At 67.8% G+C, this 19,952-nt stretch carries 14 protein-coding genes; 12 read left to right on the top strand and 2 right to left on the bottom strand.

Annotated elements, in window-relative coordinates:
* Positions 1-24 precede the first annotated feature (24 nt).
* The 5 genes from ACFPO9_RS10645 to motA all read left to right on the top strand — a co-directional run bounded on the left by ACFPO9_RS10645 (position 25) and on the right by motA (position 13,159).
* Entirely contained in the window at positions 25-3,054 is a 3,030-nt protein-coding gene (locus ACFPO9_RS10645) for a CHASE domain-containing protein (protein WP_379770377.1), read from the top strand.
* Positions 3,055-3,125: 71 nt separating this feature from the next.
* Entirely contained in the window at positions 3,126-6,557 is a 3,432-nt protein-coding gene (gene recC, locus ACFPO9_RS10640; RefSeq protein WP_379770375.1) for an exodeoxyribonuclease V subunit gamma, read from the top strand.
* A complete protein-coding gene (recB, locus tag ACFPO9_RS10635) occupies positions 6,554-10,216 on the top strand; it encodes an exodeoxyribonuclease V subunit beta (RefSeq protein ID WP_379770372.1) in 3,663 nt (1,220 codons plus the stop codon). The genes recC and recB overlap by 4 nt, the downstream gene beginning before the upstream one ends.
* A 10-nt stretch (positions 10,217-10,226) precedes the next feature.
* Positions 10,227-12,185, top strand: coding sequence for an exodeoxyribonuclease V subunit alpha (recD, locus tag ACFPO9_RS10630; RefSeq protein WP_379770369.1), 1,959 nt, complete (start codon positions 10,227-10,229; stop codon positions 12,183-12,185).
* Between the two features lie 113 nt (positions 12,186-12,298).
* Positions 12,299-13,159, top strand: a complete 861-nt coding sequence (gene motA / locus ACFPO9_RS10625; RefSeq protein WP_379770367.1) for a flagellar motor stator protein MotA — start codon at positions 12,299-12,301, stop codon at positions 13,157-13,159.
* An 82-nt stretch (positions 13,160-13,241) separates the two neighbouring features.
* Here the strand turns inward: motA and ACFPO9_RS10620 are convergent, their stop codons facing one another.
* Positions 13,242-14,204, bottom strand: coding sequence for a serine hydrolase (locus tag ACFPO9_RS10620; protein WP_379770364.1), 963 nt, complete (start codon positions 14,202-14,204; stop codon positions 13,242-13,244).
* 333 nt (positions 14,205-14,537) lie between these two features.
* Entirely contained in the window at positions 14,538-15,554 is a 1,017-nt protein-coding gene (locus tag ACFPO9_RS10615) for a sulfate ABC transporter substrate-binding protein (RefSeq protein WP_379770362.1), read from the bottom strand.
* A 185-nt stretch (positions 15,555-15,739) separates the two neighbouring features.
* Here ACFPO9_RS10615 and ACFPO9_RS10610 point away from each other — a divergent pair, with 185 nt between their 5' ends.
* The 7 genes from ACFPO9_RS10610 to ACFPO9_RS10580 all read left to right on the top strand — a co-directional run bounded on the left by ACFPO9_RS10610 (position 15,740) and on the right by ACFPO9_RS10580 (position 19,943).
* Positions 15,740-16,258 carry a GNAT family N-acetyltransferase gene (locus ACFPO9_RS10610; protein WP_379770360.1) on the top strand — a complete coding sequence of 173 codons (519 nt, stop codon included), beginning with the start codon at positions 15,740-15,742 and terminating at the stop codon, positions 16,256-16,258.
* 114 nt (positions 16,259-16,372) lie between these two features.
* Positions 16,373-17,029 (top strand): YcbK family protein, encoded by a 657-nt coding sequence (locus ACFPO9_RS10605; protein ID WP_379770358.1) that lies wholly within the window; start codon positions 16,373-16,375, stop codon positions 17,027-17,029.
* Between the two features lie 82 nt (positions 17,030-17,111).
* Positions 17,112-17,402, top strand: coding sequence for a DUF378 domain-containing protein (locus ACFPO9_RS10600; RefSeq protein WP_379770356.1), 291 nt, complete (start codon positions 17,112-17,114; stop codon positions 17,400-17,402).
* A 28-nt stretch (positions 17,403-17,430) separates the two neighbouring features.
* On the top strand, positions 17,431-17,886 hold the full coding sequence (locus tag ACFPO9_RS10595; protein WP_379770353.1) for a metallophosphoesterase family protein: 456 nt from the start codon (positions 17,431-17,433) through the stop codon (positions 17,884-17,886).
* A gap of 77 nt (positions 17,887-17,963) precedes the next feature.
* A complete protein-coding gene (locus ACFPO9_RS10590; protein ID WP_379770351.1) occupies positions 17,964-18,377 on the top strand; it encodes a hypothetical protein in 414 nt (137 codons plus the stop codon).
* Between the two features lie 74 nt (positions 18,378-18,451).
* Positions 18,452-19,258 (top strand): transporter substrate-binding domain-containing protein, encoded by an 807-nt coding sequence (locus tag ACFPO9_RS10585; RefSeq protein ID WP_379770349.1) that lies wholly within the window; start codon positions 18,452-18,454, stop codon positions 19,256-19,258.
* Positions 19,259-19,271: 13 nt separating this feature from the next.
* Positions 19,272-19,943, top strand: coding sequence for an amino acid ABC transporter permease (locus tag ACFPO9_RS10580; RefSeq protein ID WP_379770347.1), 672 nt, complete (start codon positions 19,272-19,274; stop codon positions 19,941-19,943).
* The last annotated feature ends 9 nt before the right edge of the window (positions 19,944-19,952 follow it).

The raw sequence follows: 19,952 nt of genomic DNA, 5'->3' as shown, positions 1-19,952 counted from the left end.
TTGAAAATTCGACCACGACCGGACATGGCTGAAGCGAGCACGCGCAACATGGGGAAGACCGTCGGCGCCAACGGCCCGGTGCGCATCGCTTTGTGGGGCGGGGGCCTGTGGCTGGCGCTGATGGTGGGCGCGGCCCTGCACCTGGGCGCCACCCGCACCGTCGACGACGACGCCCGGCGCCGCTTCGACAGCATCGCCCAGGGCGCGCGCCAGCGCCTCGACGGCGCGGTGCAATCCTATGCCCAGGTGGTGCGCAACCTCGGTGCGCTGTTCGATGCCAACGGCGGCGAGGTCTCGCGCCAGCAGTTTCACCGCTATGTCGCGTCGCTCGATGTGAAACAGCACTTTCCGGCGATCGAATCGCTCAATTACGGCGCCCACGTCCTCGACGCACAGCGCGACGCCTTCGTGGCCGCGGTGCGAGCCGACCGCAGCGTCGATCCGCTCGGCTATCCTGGCTTCGACATCCGGCCGCCCGGCCGCCGCCCGGCCTATCTGGTCCTGACCTATATGGAGCCGATGCTGGCGTCCCGGCTGGGGATCGATATGCTGGCGAACGGGCCGGCGGTCGCACGCTATCTCGGGGAGGCGCGCGACCGCGCGGAGCTGTCCGCATCCGCCAGGCCGCTGAAGTTGACGGTTCCGCGCCCCATGCTCGGCTTGACGCTGCGCTTGCCGGTCTACCGCGGCGGCGCCGTGCCGGGCAGCGTCGAAGGGCGGCGCGCCGCCTACGTCGGCTCGGTGGGCATCGGCTTTTCGATACCCACCCTGGTGCAACGCGCGCTGGACGGCATGGGACGCCATCCGGTGGCGCTCCAGTTGTACCTGGGGGCCGAGGACTTGCAGGGCGCGGGGCGTCCGCTGGCCGTGACGGCCGTCGACACGCTGCTTTACGACAGCGTCGGCGGCGAAACGCCCGGCCCGCAGGCGCGCGCCGAAGCCAGCGAGCTGTTCGAGACGGTGTTGCCGGTGCGCTTCCAGAACAAGCTGTGGAAGGCGCGTTTCATGGCCGACCGCGCCGAGCTGGTCGACGGCTTCGGCACCTGGTTCCCGCGCCTGGCCTTCCTTTCCGGCTTCGGCGCAACGCTGCTGATCTACGCGCTGTTCCTGAAGCTGTACTGGTCGCGGCGCCAGGCGGTGGAGCAGCGCGTGCTGCTCGACCTGGTGCTGGACAACGTCGACGCCTATGTCTACATGAAGGACCGCGAGCGCCGTTTCAGCTACGTGAACGCGAAGACGGCGGAGGCGGCCGGCCTGCGCGCCGAGCAGATGATCGGCCGGCGCGACCGCGAAATCGACTTGCCGGGGGCCAGCGAGGCGATCCGGGAAGTCGAGCGCAGCGTGCTGGAGACGGGACTAAGCCGTTCGGTGCAGAACGAGGCCAGGCTGGCCGACGGCAGCGTGCGCCACTTGTGGAGCGTGAAGGTGCCGGTGCGCGCCGACGGCGTCGTGACGGCGATGCTGTGCGTGTCCACCGACGTCACCGAGCTGCATGAGCTGAAGGCCAGGGCCGATGCCGCCAGCCAGGCGAAGAGCGACTTCCTGTCGAACATGAGCCACGAGATCCGCACGCCGATGAACAGCATCATCGGCATGTCCTGGCTGGCGCTCAAGCAGGCCGCCGAACCGCGCCAGCGCGATTACCTGCAGAAGATCCACCACTCGGCCCAGCACCTGCTCGGCATCATCAACCACATTCTCGACTTTTCCAAGATCGAGGCCGGACGCATCGAGCTCGAGCTGCTGGACTTCACCCTGGAGGCGCTGATGCGCAATCTCGCCAGCCAGCTGGGTGAAGCGGCCTCCGCGCGTGGACTGGCGCTCGAATTCGAGATCGCGCCCGAGCTGCGGCGCCCGCTGCGCGGCGATCCGCTGCGGCTCGAACAGGTGCTGCTGAACTTCACCTCGAACGCGATCAAGTTTTCCGAGCAGGGGCCGATCGTGGTGCGGGCCGGGACGGTGCGCAGCGCGGGCGCGGACCTGCTGGTGCGCTTCGAAGTGCGCGACCGCGGGATCGGCATCGCCGCCGAAGAGCTGCCGCATCTGTTCACGCCTTTCCACCAGGCCGACCCCTCGACCACGCGGCGCTACGGCGGCACCGGCCTCGGGCTGGTGATCAGCAAGCAGCTGGCCGAGCTGATGGGCGGCGAGGTCGGGGTCGAGAGCACGCCGGGCCAGGGCAGTAGCTTCTGGTTCACTGCCGCCCTGGCCGATGCGGCCAGGGCGGCGTCGCCGGCCGGCGCGCCGGCGGCCGCGCCCACTGGACCGGGCGCGCTGGCCGGCAGCAGCATCCTGCTGGTCGAAGACAACGCCTTCAACCAGCAGGTCGCGCGCGAGCTGCTGGAAGACGCCGGCGCCGGCGTGGTCGTGGCCGGCAACGGCAGCGAAGCGCTGGAACTGATGCGCGCGCCGGGCGCCGCCTTCGACTGCGTGCTGATGGACGTGCAGATGCCGGTGATGGACGGCTTCGAGGCCACCCGCCGCATTCGCGCCGACGTGCTTCTCAAGGACGCCCGCGTGATCGCGATGACGGCCAACGCCGGACTGGAAGACCAGGCGCGCTGCCAGGCCGCAGGCATGGACGAATTCGTGACCAAGCCGGTGGCGCCCGAGGCCCTGGTGGCGGCCGTCGCCCGCGCGGTCGGGCGCAGCGTGCAGCATGCGCTGGCCGCGCCGGCGCCGCCCGCGGCCGCGGCGGCCCTGCTGGACATGGCGGTGCTGTCGGAAACCTTCGGCGGCAATCCGGACAAGATGCGTAAATATGCCTTCATGTTCCTGGAGACCGCGCGCGAAGGCCTGCTGGAGATCGACCGCGCCCTCGCTTCCGGCGAGGTCGGGCGCGCCGCCGCGGTCGCGCACCGCATCAAGTCCTCCGCGCGCACCGTGGGCGCGATGGGCTTCGGCGACGTCTGCGCCGACCTCGAATCCCAGCGCGAGCGCGGCACGATCGCGCAGGCGCGTTCGCTCGCGGCACGCCTGCGCGCGCTGCTGGCGCGGTTGGAACGCCACATCGCCGCGGAACTCGGGGCGCGCCAGCAGGATCAGAAGGTATAAACCCAGCCCTTATCTTGTTGAGAAGTCTCCCTTGGTAGTATGCTGCGGGGGTCTACTTGAAGTCTCCCATCATGCGCTCTCCGATCTCTCCCGGCCTCCTCATCCTGCACGGCAACCAGATGGAACTGCTGCGCGCCGCCGTCTTCGACTGGCTGCGCGCGAATCCGCTCGGCGCGCTCGAGGAGGAAATCATCCTCGTGCAGTCGAACGGCGTGGCCGAATGGCTGAAGATCGCGCTGGCCGAGGAGCTGGGTGTGTGCGCAGCCACCCGCGTGGCGCTGCCGGCGCGCTTCCAGTGGGAGGCCTACCGCGGCATGCTGGGGCCGGAGCGGGTGCCGCGCCGCTCGCCCTTCGACAAGGACGCGCTCACCTGGCGCCTGATGCGCCTGCTGCCCGAGCTGCTGGCCAAGGAACAGTTCGCGCCGCTGCGCCACTTCCTGTCCGACGGCGATCCCGAACGCCGCCTGCAGCTGGCCGAACGCCTGTCCGACCTGTACGACCAGTACCAGGTCTACCGCGCCGACTGGCTGACCGACTGGGCCCAGGGCCTTGACCAGCTGCGCCGGCCGGGCGGCGAACCCGTGCCGCTGGCGCCCGACCAGTGCTGGCAGGCCCAGCTCTGGCGCGAGATCCACGAAAGCCTGCCGCCCGAGCGCCGCTGGTCGGGCCGCGCCACCATCCACCAGCAGTTCATGGCCGCGGTGGCGGACGAGCGCCAGCCGGCGCTGCGGCTGCCGCGCCGCGTGGTGCTGTTCGGGATGTCGACCCTGCCTTACCAGACCATCGAGGCGATGGCGGGCCTGTCGCGCCATACCCAGGTGCTGCTGGCGGTACCGAATCCCTGCCAGTTCCACTGGGGCGACATCATCGAGGGCCGCGAGCTGCTGACCGCCGCCTACCGCCGCCACCAGTCGCGCAACGGCAGCAACCTGGCCGAGGTGCCGGTCGAGGAACTGCACGCGCACAGCCACCCGCTGCTGGCCAGCTGGGGGCGCCAGGGCCGCGACTTCGTGCGCATGCTGGACGAGTTCGACGGCGAGCTCGGCGCGCGCTTCGGCAACATGCGGGTCGACCTGTTCAACGAGGGCGACGAGGGCACCCTGCTGTCCCAGGTGCAGGCGGCGGTGCGCGACCTGCTGCCCCTGAGCGAGCATCCGCACGTGGCGCCCGATCCCGAGGACCGCTCGATCGAATTCCACATCGCCCACAGCGCCCAGCGCGAGGTCGAGGTGCTGCACGACCAGCTGCTGTCCTGGTTCGCCCGCGACCGCGACCTGCGCCCGCGCGACATCGTGGTCATGGTGCCGGACATCGACAGCTTCTCGGCCGCCGTGCACGCCGTGTTCGACCAGCACAAGCGCAGCGACCCGCGCTACATCCCCTTCGAGATCGGCGACGTCAAGGACCGCAGCGTGAACCCGCTGCTGGTGGCGATGGAATGGCTGCTGCGCCTGCCGCAGCAGCGCTGCCGCCAGAGCGAGGTGCGCGACCTGCTGGACGTGCCGGCGCTGGCCGCGCGCTTCGGCCTGGAAGAAGATGACCTGCCGACCCTGGGCCGCTGGATCGAAGGCGCCAGCGTGCGCTGGGGCCTGGACCAGAAGCACCGCGCCGGCCTGGGCCTGGGCTCGGCGGGCGAACAGAATTCCTGGCTGTTCGGCATCCGGCGCATGCTGCTGGGCTATGCCACCGGCGCCGGCCCGAGCTACGGCGAGATCGAGCCCTATGCGGAAGTCGGCGGGCTGGACGCGGCCCTGGCCGGCGCCCTGGCCGAGCTGGTGGAAAGCCTGCTGGCCTGGCGCGAGCAGCTGGACGCGGTCCTGACGCCGGCCGAGTGGGGCCAGCGCGCCCGCGCCCTGATGGCGCGTTTCTTCCGCGCCCGCGACGACCAGGACCGCATGATGCTGAACCAGCTCGAGGAAGCGCTGCAGTGCTGGCTGGAGATCTGCGAGAACGCTCTGTTCGACGAAGCCGTGCCGCTGGGCGTGATGCGCGAAGCCTGGCTGGCGGAACTCGACCAGCCGGCCCTGAACCACCAGTTCGTGTCCGGCGGCGTGACCTTCTGCACCCTGATGCCGATGCGCGCCGTGCCCTTCAAGGTGGTCTGCCTGCTGGGCATGAACGACGGCGACTTTCCGCGCCGCGGCCACCAGTCCGACTTCGACCTGCTGGCCTTGCCGGGCATGGGCCGCCCCGGCGACCGCTCGCGCCGCGACGACGACCGCTACCTGATGCTGGAAGCGCTGCTGGCCGCGCGCGAAAAACTGTACCTGAGCTGGGTCGGGCGCAACGTGCGCGACAACACCGAGCAGCCGGCCTCGGTGCTGGTCTCGCAGCTGCGCGACTACCTGAAGGCGGGCTGGGACATGGAAGACGGCCTGCCGGACCGCACCACGGTGCACGCGCTGCAGCCTTTCTCGCGCCGTTATTTCGAGCGCGGCGGCCTGCTGACCTATGCCGGCGAATGGCGCTCGGCGCACAAGCCCGGCGAGGACGCGGGCGAAGACGCGGGTGGCGACGAGGCATTGCCGCCCTACGAACTGGAAGAAGGCTACCGCCTCAAACTCGGCGAACTGCTGTCCTTCCTGCGCCAGCCGGCGCGCTACTTCTTCCGGCGCCGCCTGGGCGTCAACTTCGGCGCCAACGAAGTGGTGGGCGAGGACGAGGAACCGTTCTCGCTGGACGCCCTCGAACGCTTTTTCCTCGAAGACGCACTTCTGGACGACAGCGGCGCGCCGGAAGCGCAGAACGAGGTGCGCCAGGTATTGGACCTGCGCGCCCAGCGCCTGGTACGCGAGGGCAGGCTGCCGATCGGCCTGGTCGGCAAGCAGTGGCAGCAGCAGCTGGTCGAGGAACTGGTGCCGGTGCGGCGCAGCTGGCTGGCGCTGGGAGCGCGCTATCCGGCCGCGGCGCCCAAGCAGGTGGTCAGCCTCGAATTGAACGGCCGCCACGGCGTGCCGGTCCTGCTCGACGACTGGATCGACAAGCTGCGCAGCAACGAGGGCGAAACCGTGTGGCTGCTGCAGATCTCCTCGAAGGTCCTGGACCGCAAGGGCGCGCCGCGCGGCGACAAGCTGATCGGACCCTGGCTGCGCCAGCTGGCGGCAAGCGCCATGGGCCAGCGCATCACCGGCTACCTGGTGGCGCGCGACGCCACGCTGCGGCTGGACGCGATCGATCCCGCCATCGCCCTTGCGGCGCTGGAAAACATCGTGGCGCTGTGGCGCGCCAACCTGGACCGTCCGCTGGCGGTGGCCTGCAAGACCGCGCTGGCCTACCTGGCGGACAAGAACAGCGCGCGCGAGGTCTACGACGGCGGCTACGATACCAATGGCGAAGTCGACGACCCGTGCCTGGCGCGCCTGTGGCCGGAATTCGCCGTGCTGCGCGCGGCCGGCGACTGGCCGGGCGCCGCCGAGTCCCTGTACGGCCCGCTCGCCATCTGGCTGCGCGAGAGTGTCCATGTGACGAAATTCGGCGCCGAAGAAGGGAGCAGGCAAGCATGAGCCAACTGCTCCAGCCCCTGGCATTCCCGCTGCACGGCTCGCGCCTGATCGAGGCCAGCGCCGGCACCGGTAAAACCTGGACCATCGCCGCGCTGTATCTGCGCCTGGTGCTCGGACACGGCGGCGAGACGGGATTTACCCGGCCCTTGCTGCCGCCCGAAATCCTGGTGATGACCTTTACCCGCGCCGCCACGCGCGAACTGTCGAACCGCGTGCGCGAGCGCTTGGTGCAGGCCGCGGCCTTCTTCCGCGGTGAGCTCAGTGGCGACACCTATGTCGACGATCCCTACCTGGAAGCCCTGGCCGGCAGCTACGAGGACGAGGCCGCGCGCCTGGTCGCGGCCCACCGCCTGGTGCTGGCCGCCGAGACCATGGACGAGGCGGCGATCTTCACCATCGACGCCTGGTGCCAGCGCATGCTGCGCGAGCACGCCTTCGACAGCGGCAGCCTGTTCGACGAAGAGCTGGTCGGCGACGAGCGCGCCCTGTTCGAGGACGCCGCCAACGACTACTGGCGCCAGCACGTCTACCCGCTGGGCGGCCATGCGCTGAAATCGCTGCTGGCCGTGTGGACCGACGTCGAGGCGCTGAAAGGCGCGGCGCGCGAGCTGGTCAAGCGCGCCGAGCTGCTGGGCCCGGACTGCGTGGACGAGGAGGGCCGGCCCAACGACATGGAAGCGCTGGGCGCCGTCATCGCCGGCGTCGAACGCGCGCAGAAGGGCAAGCTGGCGCGCCTGAAGGAAGGCTGGCGCGAGCGCGCGGACGCGATGGAAAGCTGGATCGCCTCGCAGCGCGCGGCCAACCCGCGCTGCCTGAACGGCAACATGATGAAGCCGGACACCCTGGTCAAGTGGTTCGAGGGGCTGCGCGCCTGGGCCCTGGACCCGGCAATGCTGGCGCCGGAGATCGGCGAAAAAGCCTGGACCCGCCTGACGCCGGACGGCGTTGCCGAAGCCTTCGCCAGGGGCTACAGCGCCGAGGTGCCGGCGTGCTTCGCGCATACCGCGGCGCTGAAGGAAGCGCTGGACCAGATCGAGCCGATGGCGCACGCGCTGCTGCGCCACGCCGCCTGCAATATCGCGGGCCGCATGATCGACCTGAAGCGCCGCAAGCGCCAGTTCGGTTTCGCCGACATGCTGGCGCGCCTGAAAAATGCGCTCGAAGGCGTGAACGGCGAGGCGCTGCGCAAGCGCATCCTCGACCAGTTCCCGGTCGCGATGGTCGACGAATTCCAGGACACCTCGCCCGACCAGTACCGCATCTTCGACCTGCTGTACCGCGTGCTCGAGAACGACCCCACGCATGGCCTGTTCCTGATCGGCGACCCCAAGCAGTCGATCTACGGCTTCCGCGGCGCCGACATCCACAGCTACCTGTCGGCGCGGCGGGACACCAGCGGGCGCCACTACCAGCTGGGCACCAACTACCGTTCGACCGCGCAGGTGGTGGCGGCCGTGAACCGCCTGTTCGAGCATGCCGAACAGGGCTATGCGGCGGGCGCCTTCCGTTTCAGGAAAGAGGGCGAGAATCCGCTGCCCTTCGAGGCGGTGGACGCGGCCGGGCGCAAGCAGCAACTGGTCGGCGTCGACGGTCCCTTCCAGGCGCTGGCGGTGGCCTCGACGCCGCGCGAAGACCTGCGCGCCGACGACTACCGCGACTTCTTCGCCCACCACTGCGCCGAGCACATCGTCACCCTGCTGAACGACCCGCAGGCCGGCTTCCTGGACGGCGAGGGAAACTTCAAGCGCCTGATGCCGGCCGATATCGCGGTGCTGGTGCGCGACCGCCGCGAAGCCGCGGCGATCCGGCGCGCGCTGGTGCAGCGCCGCGTCGCCAGCGTCTACCTGTCCGACCAGGACTCGGTGGTCGAGAGCCAGGAAGCGGTGGACGTGCTGCGCTGGCTGCAGGCGGTCGCGAGTCCGCTCGACGGCACGCTGGCGCGCACCGCCTTCGCCACCGCCACCTGCGCGCTGCCGCTACCCGAGCTGGCCCGTTTGTCGAGCGACGAACTGGCCTGGGAAGAGCGCGTCGAACAGCTGAAAAACCTGCACCAGACCTGGCAGCGCCAGGGCGTGCTGGCGATGCTGCGCCGCTTCATCCACGAACTGGGACTGCCGGCCAAACTGCTGGGCGCCAGCGGCGGCGAGCGCCGCCTGACGAATTTGCTGCACCTGGCCGAGCTGCTGCAGGAAGCCAGCCGCGAGCTGGATGGCGAACAGGCCCTGATCCGCTGGTTCGCCGAGCAGGTCGAGGGACTGGGCGAGGGCGGCGACGAACGGGTGCTGCGCCTGGAAAGCGACGCCGAGCTGGTCAAGGTGGTCACGGTGCACAAGTCGAAAGGCCTGGAATACCCGCTGGTGTATTTACCCTTCGCCGTCACCGCGCGCAAGACCGACCGCCGCAACCGCGCCTTCTTCGAGTACGTGCACGAGGACGGCGAGCGGCGCATCGACCTCGGCCTGAGCGAGGATGCGCTGAAGGCCGTCGACCGCGCCCGCATCGAGGAGGATTTGCGCCTGCTCTACGTGGCGCTGACGCGCGCGCGGCATTTCCTGTGGCTGGGCGTGGCGGCGGTGGCTGCCGGCCGCAATGGCGAGAACCGGCTGCACGAATCGGCGCTGGGCTATCTGCTGACCGGCGGCGAACCGGTGCCGGCCAGCGCCATGCAGGCGCGCTGGGAAGCCTTGCGCGGCGGCCTGGATGCGATCGAGCTGCACACGCTGGACGCGCCGGACGGCTGCACGCGGCTGGTCCGCGCCGACGTGCGTCCGGAGCTGGTCGAGGCCCCGTCCTTTGCCGGCCAGTTCGAGCGCAACTGGGCGGTCGGCTCGTTTACCTCGCTGACCCGCCACACGGTGGCGGCGCCGACCCGGCCGCAGGAAGAGAATCTGCTGGAAGAAGAGGAGCCGGGCACGGTCGAGGTCCAGAAGGCCGACGACGCGCCCTGGCACCGCTTCCCGCGCGGCGCCACGCCCGGCAACTTCCTGCACGAGCAGCTGGAGTGGATGGCGCAGGAAGGCTTCAGCCGAATGGACGATGACGACGTTTATCCGCGCCGCATCCAGCGCATCCAGCGGGCCGGCTGGGGCAAGCGCGTGGACGACGCCATTGCCTGGCTCGACGCGCTGGTGAGCGAGCCGCTGCCACCGGTAGGGTGCGCGCTGTCGGACCTCGAGGAAGTGCTGCCGGAGATGGAGTTCTGGTTCCCCAGCCACGGCCTGGATGTGGGCGCGCTGGACCGCCTGTGCCGCCGGCGCCTGCTGGGCGATACGCCGCGTCCGACCCTGCCGGAACGCCAGCTGCACGGCATGCTGAAAGGTTTTACGGACCTGGTGTTCGAATGCCAGGGCCGCTACTGGGTGCTGGACTACAAGTCGAACGCGCTGGGGTATGGCGACGCCGCCTATACCGGGCCGGCGATGGCGGCGGCGATGGCCGAGCACCGCTACGACATCCAGGGCGCGATCTATCTGCTGGCTCTGCACCGGCTGCTGCGCGCGCGCCTGGGCGAGGCTTACGACCCGGCGGAACAGCTGGGCGGCGCCGTGTTCCTGTTCCTGCGCGGGATCGGCAACGCGTCCACGCGCGGCTGCTACCTGATCGAGCCGGACATGGTCCTGCTCGACGGACTCGATGGGCTGCTGGCGAATGACCAATAAACACACTGATATGCTGGACCCCGACAGGATCGATATCTTCTGGCTCGAGGTGGAGCGCCTGACCGAGGCCGGCGAGTTGCGCCGCCTGTCCGGCGCCTTCGCCCGCTTCATGGCCTCGCTCGGGCCGGCGCCGGGGCCGCTGCTGCTGGCCTCCCTGGTGCTGTCCGAGCTCGAAGGGCGCGGCCACAGCTGCCTGCTGCTGGCCGACCTGGCCGCCGACACCGCCGGCCTGCTCGGCCTGCCCGCGGAAGAGTGGACCGAGCTGGCCGCCGCCATCAAGCCACTGCCGAAGAATGCGAAAGCCTGGATCACCCAGCTGGGCGGCTGCGAGCAGGTGTGGCGCGTCGGCGACCTCGATTACGGCCAGCCGCTGGTGCTGGACGGCGATGGCGACGACGGCCGCCTCTACCTGCGCCGCTACTGGCGCGACGAGACCGTGGTCGCAACCAGCGTCCGCGAGCGCGCCGGCAAGCACCAGCCGGTCGACGTTCCCGTCGTGCGCGAATGGCTGGACCGGCTGTTCGCCTCGCAGCGCGCTGCGGAAAAACCAGACTGGCAAAAGCTGGCCTGCGCCATCGCCCTGCGCGGCAGGATGGCGATCATCACCGGCGGCCCCGGCACCGGCAAGACCTATACCGTGGCGCGCCTGCTGGCGCTGCTGTTCGCGACCTCGCGGGACGCCGCCCGCCAGCGCATCGCCCTGGCCGCGCCCACCGGCAAGGCGGCCGCGCGCCTGAAGCAGTCGATCGACAAGGCCTTGAACGAACTGGCGGACAAGGTCGGCGACCAGTTGCCGCTGCGCGAGCTGACCGCGCGCATGGGCGCCGCCCGCACCCTGCACAGCCTGCTGGGCGCGCGCCCGGACAGCCGTGCTTTTGCCCACCACCGCGGCAATCCGCTCGACGTCGACGTGCTGATCGTCGACGAAGCCTCGATGGTCCACCTGGAGATGATGGCCTCGCTGCTGGATGCGCTGCCGCCTGGCGCGACCCTGATCCTGCTGGGCGACAAGGACCAGCTGGCCTCGGTGGAGGCGGGCGCGGTGCTGGGCGATCTGTGCGCCGACGCCCAGGCCGGCAATTACAATGCCGCCACGGTCGACTACGTGCGCGAGGCCAGCGGCGAAGACATCCCGGCCGCGTACGTGCACGAAGGCGGCGCGCTGGCCCAGCAGACCGTCATGCTGCGCCACAGCCGGCGCTTCGGCGGCCCGATCGGGCAGCTGGCGCTGGCCGTCAACGCCGGCGACGTCGAGGCCGCGACCGCGGTGCTGCGCGAGCGCGGCGTCCTGGGCGTCGAAGTCGCCCACGCGCTGCGCTGGATCGAGCACGCCCAGCAGCAGCACGCGATCGCGCTGGCGCTGGAAGGCTACCGGCCCTACCTGCGTTTGCTGGGCGAAGGGCCGGCGGGCGCGCACGAGGACTGGGTGCGCATGGTGCTGCAGCGTTTCGAGGCCTTCCGCATCCTGTGCGCCGTGCGCGAGGGCGAGTGGGGCGTCGAGGGCCTGAACACGGCGATCGAGCAGCGCCTCGACGGCGTCGGCCTGATCCGCCGCAGCGGCGACTGGTATGTCGGCCGCCCGGTCATGGTGACCCGCAACGATTATTCGACCAATGTCTTCAACGGCGACATCGGCCTGACCCTGGCCGACCCGGCGCGTGCCGGCTCGCTGCGCGTGTACTTCCTGGAGGGCGACAAGGTGCGCAGCGTGCTGGCCACGCGCCTGCGCCACGTGGAGACGGCCTACGCGATGACGGTCCACAAATCCCAGGGCTCGGAATTCGCGCACACGGTGCTGGCGCTGCCGAAAGAGGGCGGGGCGGTGCTGGCGCGCGAGCTGGTGTACACCGGGATCACGCGGGCCAGCCGCGAGTTTACCTTGCTGACGCCGGTGCCGGGGGTGTTGGGCGAAGCGATCGGCAAGCGGACGCACAGGGCGAGTGGGCTTCGAGGGATGATCGAGAAGTAAGCGTCGTTCCCGCCTGCGCGGGAACGACGGGCAAACGATAATTTGCGCCAGTCTTTGCTTTCCTGATGGCAACAATGTTAAAGTTGCAGTCTGGGAACTCTGGAGCCTGCGCCATGTTGATCTTTGTCGGTTTTTCGGTCGTGATGCTGGCCGTGTTCGGCGGCTTCGTGCTGCAGGACGGGCACCTGGCCGCGCTGTTCCAGCCGTATGAGCTGCTGATGATCTTCGGCGGCGCCATGGGCGCCTTCGTGATCGCCAACGACCGCAAGGCGATCTCCCTGACCTGGCACAGCATCCCGACGCTGTTCCACGGCTCGCGCTACACACGCGAGCTCTACATGTCGCTGATGGCGCTGATGTTCGACGTGCTGACCAAGGTGCGGCGCGAAGGCCTGATGTCGCTCGAGGACGATATCGACGCGCCCTATGAAAGTCCGCTCTTCGGCAGGTACCGCCTGGTGCTGACGGATGACCACCTGCTCGACTTCATCACCGACTACCTGCGCCTGCTGGTATCCGGCACCATGAATGCCTACCAGCTGGAAAACCTGATGGACTGCGAGATCGAGACCTACCAGGAAGACTCGGACATCCCGGTGCAGGCGATCCACAAGCTGGCCGACGGCATGCCGGCCTTCGGCATCGTCGCCGCGGTGATGGGCGTGGTCCACACCATGGGCTCGATCGGCCGGCCGCCGGCCGAGCTGGGCAGCCTGATCGCGGCGGCCCTGGTCGGCACCTTCCTCGGCATCCTGCTGTCCTATGGACTGGTGGCGCCGCTCGCCAGCCTGCTGCACCGCCGCCACCAGGAAGTGGTCAAGGCCTTGCAGTGCGTGAAAGTGACGCTGCTGGCCAGCATGAACGGCTATGCGCCGACCATCGCGGTCGAGTTCGGGCGCAAGGTCATCTCGGCCACCGAAAGGCCGAGCTTCGCCGAGCTGGAAGGGCATGTGCGGCAACTCAAGGCACGCTGATTTTTTGCCAGACGTAAAAAAACCGCGAGGCGTGCCGTCGCGGTTTTTTTGTGTCCGGCCGATCGATCGGCCGGGAAGCCGGTCAGCGGTGACGGCGATGACGCGTCACCGGCGCATGCTTGAAGCGGCTGGTGCGGCCGCTCGAAGCCTTGACGCGGGCGCCGCCGGCCGAAGCCTTGATGCGCGGACCGCCGACGGCGGCCTTGATGCGCGAGCTGACGCGTGCGCGCACCGGGCTGGTGGCGGCCGGGGCGGCGTCGCCCAGCACGTGGCGGCGGATGTTCAGGGCATCCAGGATGCGCACCGAGGAGGCGCCGGCGTTCAGCAGCACCAGGGTGGCGTTCTTGCCGGCCGCCTTGATGCGCATGATCAGGCAGCGGCCCGCTTCCTGGGTGTAGCCGGTCTTCGACAGGCCGATGTCCCAGCCCTTGGCGCCGACCAGGCGGTTGGTGTTGTGGTATTCGACGTCGCGGCCCTTGATGTTGATGAGGTCGCTCGACGAGGTCGTGATACGGGTGATCTCGGCATAGTTCGAGGCCGCGGTCGCCATCTTGACCAGGTCGGTCGCGGACGACTTGTTATGCGGGCTCAGGCCGGTCGGTTCCTCGATCACGGTCTGGGTCATGCCCAGCGCGGCGATCTTGCGCTTCACGGCGATGCGGAAAGCGTCCATGCCGCCCGGGTAGGTGCGGCCGAGGGCGGCGGCGGCGCGGTTGTCCGAGGACATCAGGGCCAGTTGCAGCACGTCGCGGCGCGGGATGGTCGCGCCGACCGGGACCCGCGAGGTGCTGTGCTTGAGCATGTCGACGTCCTGCTTTTCGATCTCGATCGGCTCGTTCATGTCCTGGTGGGCATCGAGCACGACCATGGCGGTCATCAGTTTGGTTAGCGAGGCGATGGGCACGACGGCGGCCGAGTTCTTTTCGAACAGGACCTTGCCGGTATCGTCTTCGACGACCAGCACCGACTGCGATCCGAAAGGCACGGCGAGGGCGGCCGCGCTGGAAATCGTCATCAGCACGGCAGCGAGGAATTTTTTGATCATTTGTATGTGTGGGGTACGTTTAAATGGTCGGGCGCCGAACGGCGGCGGAGCATCAAATCGTTCAGTTAGACCAATAGCGGCCAGCTATATGGGAACTATTTATTGGCAGAATACCGATGCAATGACATAGATCAATGTCATCGGGGGAAAATCAAATACCAACGGAAAGATTCTACAAGAAAAAAAGGCCTCGCGTGATCGCAAGGCCTTATTTGTGAACGGAAAATTGAAATTTTTCTAAAAGAAATCTCTAAAAAGCGACTCAGCTTTATTTTCTGGTGGCAAATCCTGTATATCTATACAGTCTTATTGCAATTCATTATTAACGAAGCTTCATTTCGGCAGGTAGATCTTGTCGAATTCGCCGCCATCGTCGAAATGGCGTTTCTGCGCCGCGCGCCAGCCGCCGAATACATCGTCGACCGTGAACAGCTGGACCGGCTTGTAATTGGCCGCGAACTGTTTCATGACTTTCTCGCTGCGCACCCGCAGGTAGTGCTTGGCGCCGATCGCCTGGCCGGCTTCCGAGTACAGGAAGTTCAGGTAGCCGGTGGCCTGCTTGCGCGTGCCCTTGCGGTCGACCACCTTGTCGATGATCGCCACCGGGGTTTCAGCCAGCACGGAAATCGACGGGTAGACCACCTCGAAGTTGTCGCCGAACTCGGCGCGCACCAGGTTGACTTCGTTCTCGAAGGTCACCAGGGCGTCGCCGATCTGGCGCTGGGTGAAGGTGGTGGTGGCGGCGCGACCGCCGGCGTCCAGCACCGGCACGTTCTTGAAGATCTTGCCGACCAGCTCGCGCGCCTGGGCTTCGTTGCCGCCTTTCTTGAGCACCGAGCCCCAGGCCGCCAGGTAGGTGTAGCGGCCATTGCCCGCGGTCTTCGGGTTCGGGATCACGACCTTGACGCCGGCCTTGGCCAGGTCGGCCCAGTCATGGATGCCCTTCGGGTTGCCCTTGCGGACCAGGAACACCATGGTCGAATAATAGGGCGAGGCGTTGTTCGGGAATTTCTTGCTCCAGTCCTTGGCGACCAGGCCGCGGTCGGCCAGCATGTCGATGTCGTTGGCCTGGTTCAGGGTCACCACCGAGGCTTCCAGGCCATCGGCGACGGCGCGCGCCTGCTTGCTGGAGCCGCCGTGCGACTGCTTGATGACGACGGTCTCGCCGGTGCTTTTCTTCCATTCGGCGACGAAGGCCGGGTTCACGTCCTTGTACAGCTCGCGCGCGACGTCGTAGGAGACGTTCAGCAGCTCGACTTCGGCGGCCTGCGCGGCGAAGGGGAGGGCGGCGCCGAGCGCCAGGGTAAGCGCCAGCAGGTGGCGGCGCAGCGGAGATTGGGTTCGGACCATTGTTTGTTCTTCCTTGTAGAGACCTGTGGAAACCAGGGCCATCATCTACGAAGAAATATCGGAACAAAAGGACATTTTCATCATATGCTTAGACGGTCCATGCCCACCGCATGGCTGGGCAGCACGAATGCACGCTTTGGGTTATAGTCCGGCCTGCCGAACCACCGCTTTTAGACCGACCGTACATGGGTATTGACATCCGCCAGGCAACACCGAACGACGCGCCGGAAGCATGCGCGCTGCTGCGCCGTTCGATCGAAGAAGGCTGCGCCGCCGACCACGGCGCGCGTACCGACATCCTCCAGGCCTGGCTGAGCAACAAGACGCTGCAGAACGTCACGACCTGGTTTTCCTCGCCCAGCAATTTCGCCGTGGTCGCGGTCGACGGCCAGCAACTGGCCGGCATGGCGCTGCTGACCCAGGCCGGCAAGCTGGCGCTGTGCTACGTGATGCCGGGGCAACTGCAGCAGGGCATAGGCCGCGCCATGGTACAGGCCGTCGAAGCGCGCGCCCGCTCCTGGGACATCGCCAAGCTGCACATGCACTGCCCGGCTTCGAGCAGCGGCTTTTTCGAGCGGCTCGGCTATGTGAATGCCGGCAAGGATAAAGCCTGCTTCGGCCTCGAGTGCGATTTCCTGTGGAAGCAGCTGAATGCCGTCGAAGTGCCGGCCAGCAAGCGTTATTGCAGCTGCAGCGGCAAATAAGCCGGAATCCGCATCAATTCCGCCGTGTTGCATGAAACATTCGCTAACACGTGCTCATCTTCTTTCCTGGTATCTATTGAGATATAGTAGGCGGGTTCCAATGATGAGTTTGTTATGGCTTCCCGCAGAGATTTCCTTCACCACGGCTTGCGCCTTACCGCACTCGGGCTGGTCGCAACGCCGCTGATCGACGCCGGCGCGGCTGCGCGCGGCACTTCCAGCCAGGCGAAACCCGACACCGACATCGCCCCGCCTCCCGACCTGTTCGACGCCCAGGTGGTCGACCTCGACTTCTGGGTCAAGCCGCGCACCCTGTCCGTGGTGCGTCCGGCCAGCGGCGAGCGCACCAGAGTGCTGTACTGGAAGGATGGCGAAGTCATCGACTCGGCCTACCAGGAACTGTGCCATTTGCTGCGCGACGTGAACGGCAAGGCCAGCATGGCCATCGATCCCAAGCTGATCGAGACCCTGTGGGCTTCCCAGGCCTTCGTCGCGCGCTACGGTCTCGACAAGCCGCTCGAGATCCTGTCCGGCTACCGCACCCCGGATTCCAACAAGCGCTTGATCGAGCAGGGCGTACCGGCCGCGCGCCAGTCCCTGCACATGTCCGGCAAGGCGGCCGATATCCGCATCGCCGGGCTGACCGAGGAAGTGCTGGGCGGCCTGGTGCGCAGCTTCCGCCAGGGCGGGGTCGGCTTCTATTACCGCTCCGGCCCGAAAGGCGGCTGGATACACGCCGATACCGGCCTGAACCGTACCTGGAAGGGTTGATTCCTCAGCGGCTAGGCGGCGCACGCCCGCGCCCATTTTTGCTATCGTGGCTTGCCTGTCAAACTTTCCGAAGGAGGACACGATGGCAACCATGAACGCACCCACCATGGAACGGCGGCACCTGCCCGAGCGGCGGGCGACCGTGCGCGAAGGGCAGACGGCGATGTCCGCAGTCGACTACATCGCCATGGCCCTGCTGATCATCGGCGGCCTGAACTGGGCGATGGTCGGCCTGTTCGACGTCGACGTCGTCGCCAGCCTGTTCGGCGCCGGCAGCCCGGCCACCCGCCTGGTCTATGTGCTGGTCGGCATTTCCGCGCTGTACTCGATCTGGATGGCCACCAGGATCGGCCGGCACCGGACGCCGGCTTGAGTTGGCGGCCGACACGCCACGGCGGGCCATGCGGATCGGACTGATCTCGGATACGCACGGCCTGCTGCGCCCGGAAGCCCTGGATTTCCTGGCCGGCAGCGACCACATCGTGCATGGCGGCGACATCGGCAACCCGGAGATCCTCGAGCGCCTGGCCGCGATCGCGCCCCTGACCGTGGTGCGCGGGAACAACGATAGCGCCGCGTGGGCGAAGAGCATCCCGGCTACCGCCCGCATCGCGCCCGGCGGCGTGCCGGTCTACGTGATCCATGACCTTAAGGAACTGGACCTCGACCCGCCGGCGGCCGGCCTGCGGGTGGTGGTATCCGGGCATTCGCACAAGCCGGCCTGCGTGGAGCGCGGCGGGGTGCTGTACGTGAACCCCGGCAGCGCCGGGCGGCGACGTTTCAGTCTGCCGATCGCGGCGGGCGAGCTCATCATCGACAACGGGCAGGTCGCGGCGCGGCTGGTGACGCTCGCATGAACCCGTGCTTGCGCCCCCTGGCATCCATGGCTTAGCATGTGCGGCCTTGCCATCCCATTATCAGACCCGTTAGCCTCATGAGCCAAGATTCGACCAGGGACAGCGCCGAGCGCCCCCGTTTCCGCCCCGTGCCCTGGACCCCGCTGGAGACCCCGCAGGACGTCGAACTCTGGATCGATGCGCACAACCGCACCATGCAGGAAATGATCGGCCCCCAGGAAACCGGGGTCGGCGTCCGCTTCACGCTGGCGCCGGGCGGCGACGTCTATCTGCAGACCACCGGCGACGCCGTGCTGCTCGACGTCGAGCCGGATGCCGGCTGGATCGCGCCCCTGATCATGGCCGCCACGCATGCCGAGCAGCCGGCCGGCCAGGTCTGGATACTGCCGGAAGACAAGCTGGTGCAGCTGCTGCTGGGCCTGTCGACCCTGGTCGAGAGCACACTGATCGTCACCGGCCACAATTTCAAGCATAGCCGCAGGCTATATTGATAAGCGAATAATTCCCTTTTCGCATGATCGTGTTTTCGGTTATAAATCAGGCTCTGCTGCTTGAAAGGAATGCGATGCAAAAGGGTTCCCCTAACAATTTCCGCAGGAAGATTCTGGCCGGCGCCGCCGTGGCCGCCGCCATGCTGGCGCTGCCTGCCCATGCCGCCGACCTGCTGGACAACGCCAAGGCCCGCGGCACGCTGCGCATCGCCCTCGAGGGAACCTACCCGCCCTTCAACTTCAAGGACCCGAAGACCGGCCAATTGACCGGCTACGACGTCGACGTCGCCAGGCTGGTGGCGGCCAGGCTCGGCCTGAAGCCGGACTTCGTGACCACCGAGTGGGCCTCGATCCTGGCCGGGCTGGGCGCCGGCAAGTACGACGTCATCATCAGCCAGGTCAACGTCACGCCCAAGCGCGAGCAGGCCTTCGATTTCTCCACCCCCTATACCTATTCGACGCCGCAACTGATCGTGCGCCGCAACGAGCGCATCGACTACAAAAAGCTGGAAGACCTGAAGGGCAAGAAGGTCGGGGTCGGGCAGGGCAGCGTGTTCGAGCAGCAGGCCAAGGCCATGCCGGGCGTCGAGGTGAAGAGCTACCCGGCGGCGCCTGAAAACCTGCAGGACCTCGCCTTCGGCCGCATCGACGCCGCCCTGAACGACAGCCTGATGGTCGGCTACCTGCTGAAATCCTCGCAGCTGCCGATCCGCGCCGGCGCGCGCGTGGGCGCGGTCGAGCGCACCGCCGTCGCCTTCCAGAAAGGGAATCCGAAATTCCGCGCCGCGGTCGACAAGGCGCTCGAAGAAGTCCGCGCCGACGGCAGCCTGAAGGCCGCTTCCCTGAAGTGGTTCGGCGTCGACGCCACCCGCGCGCCTTAAGCCCCAAGTCCAGATGGAATTCCAGGAACTGCTGGACTTGCTGCGCGAGTCCGCGCCGGTCATGCTGCGCGGCGCCGGCCTGACCCTGTCATTGGCGGTCGCGGCCATGCTGGGCGGCCTGGTGCTGGGCGTGCCGGCGGCCCTGATGCGGGTCTCGCCCTGGGCGCTGCTGCGCTGGCCGGCGGCGGTCTACGTCAGCGCCTTCCGCGGCACCCCGCTGCTGGTGCAGCTGTTCGTCGTCTATTACGGCCTGCCCAGCATCGGCATCGAATTCACGCCGGTGACGGCGGGTGTGCTGACCCTGTCGCTGAACGCCGGCGCCTACCTTTCCGAAAGCCTGCGCGGCGCCATCCTGGCCATCGCCCAGGGTCAGTGGCGGGCCGCCTACAGCCTCGGCCTGGGCTGGGGCCAGACCCTCGGCCACGTGGTGCTGCCGCAGGCGCTGCGGGTGGCGGTGCCGTCGATGAGCAATACCCTGATCAGCCTGATCAAGGACACCTCGCTGGTCTCGGTGATCACCATGACCGAGCTCATGCTTGTCACCAAAGAATTGATCTCCGTCACATTCCGTCCATTGCCGCTCTACGTCGCAGCGGCCATCATCTACTGGATACTCAGCCTGTTCTTCGAAGGCCTGCAGCGCCGCGCCGAGCGGCGCCTGAATCGGGCGCATCAGCAACACTAAAACTTCAGT

It is taken from the genome of Massilia aerilata, assembly GCF_042656905.1.
GTDB lineage: Bacteria > Pseudomonadota > Gammaproteobacteria > Burkholderiales > Burkholderiaceae_D > Telluria > Telluria aerilata.
This window is presented reverse-complemented; position numbering and strand designations above follow the sequence as displayed.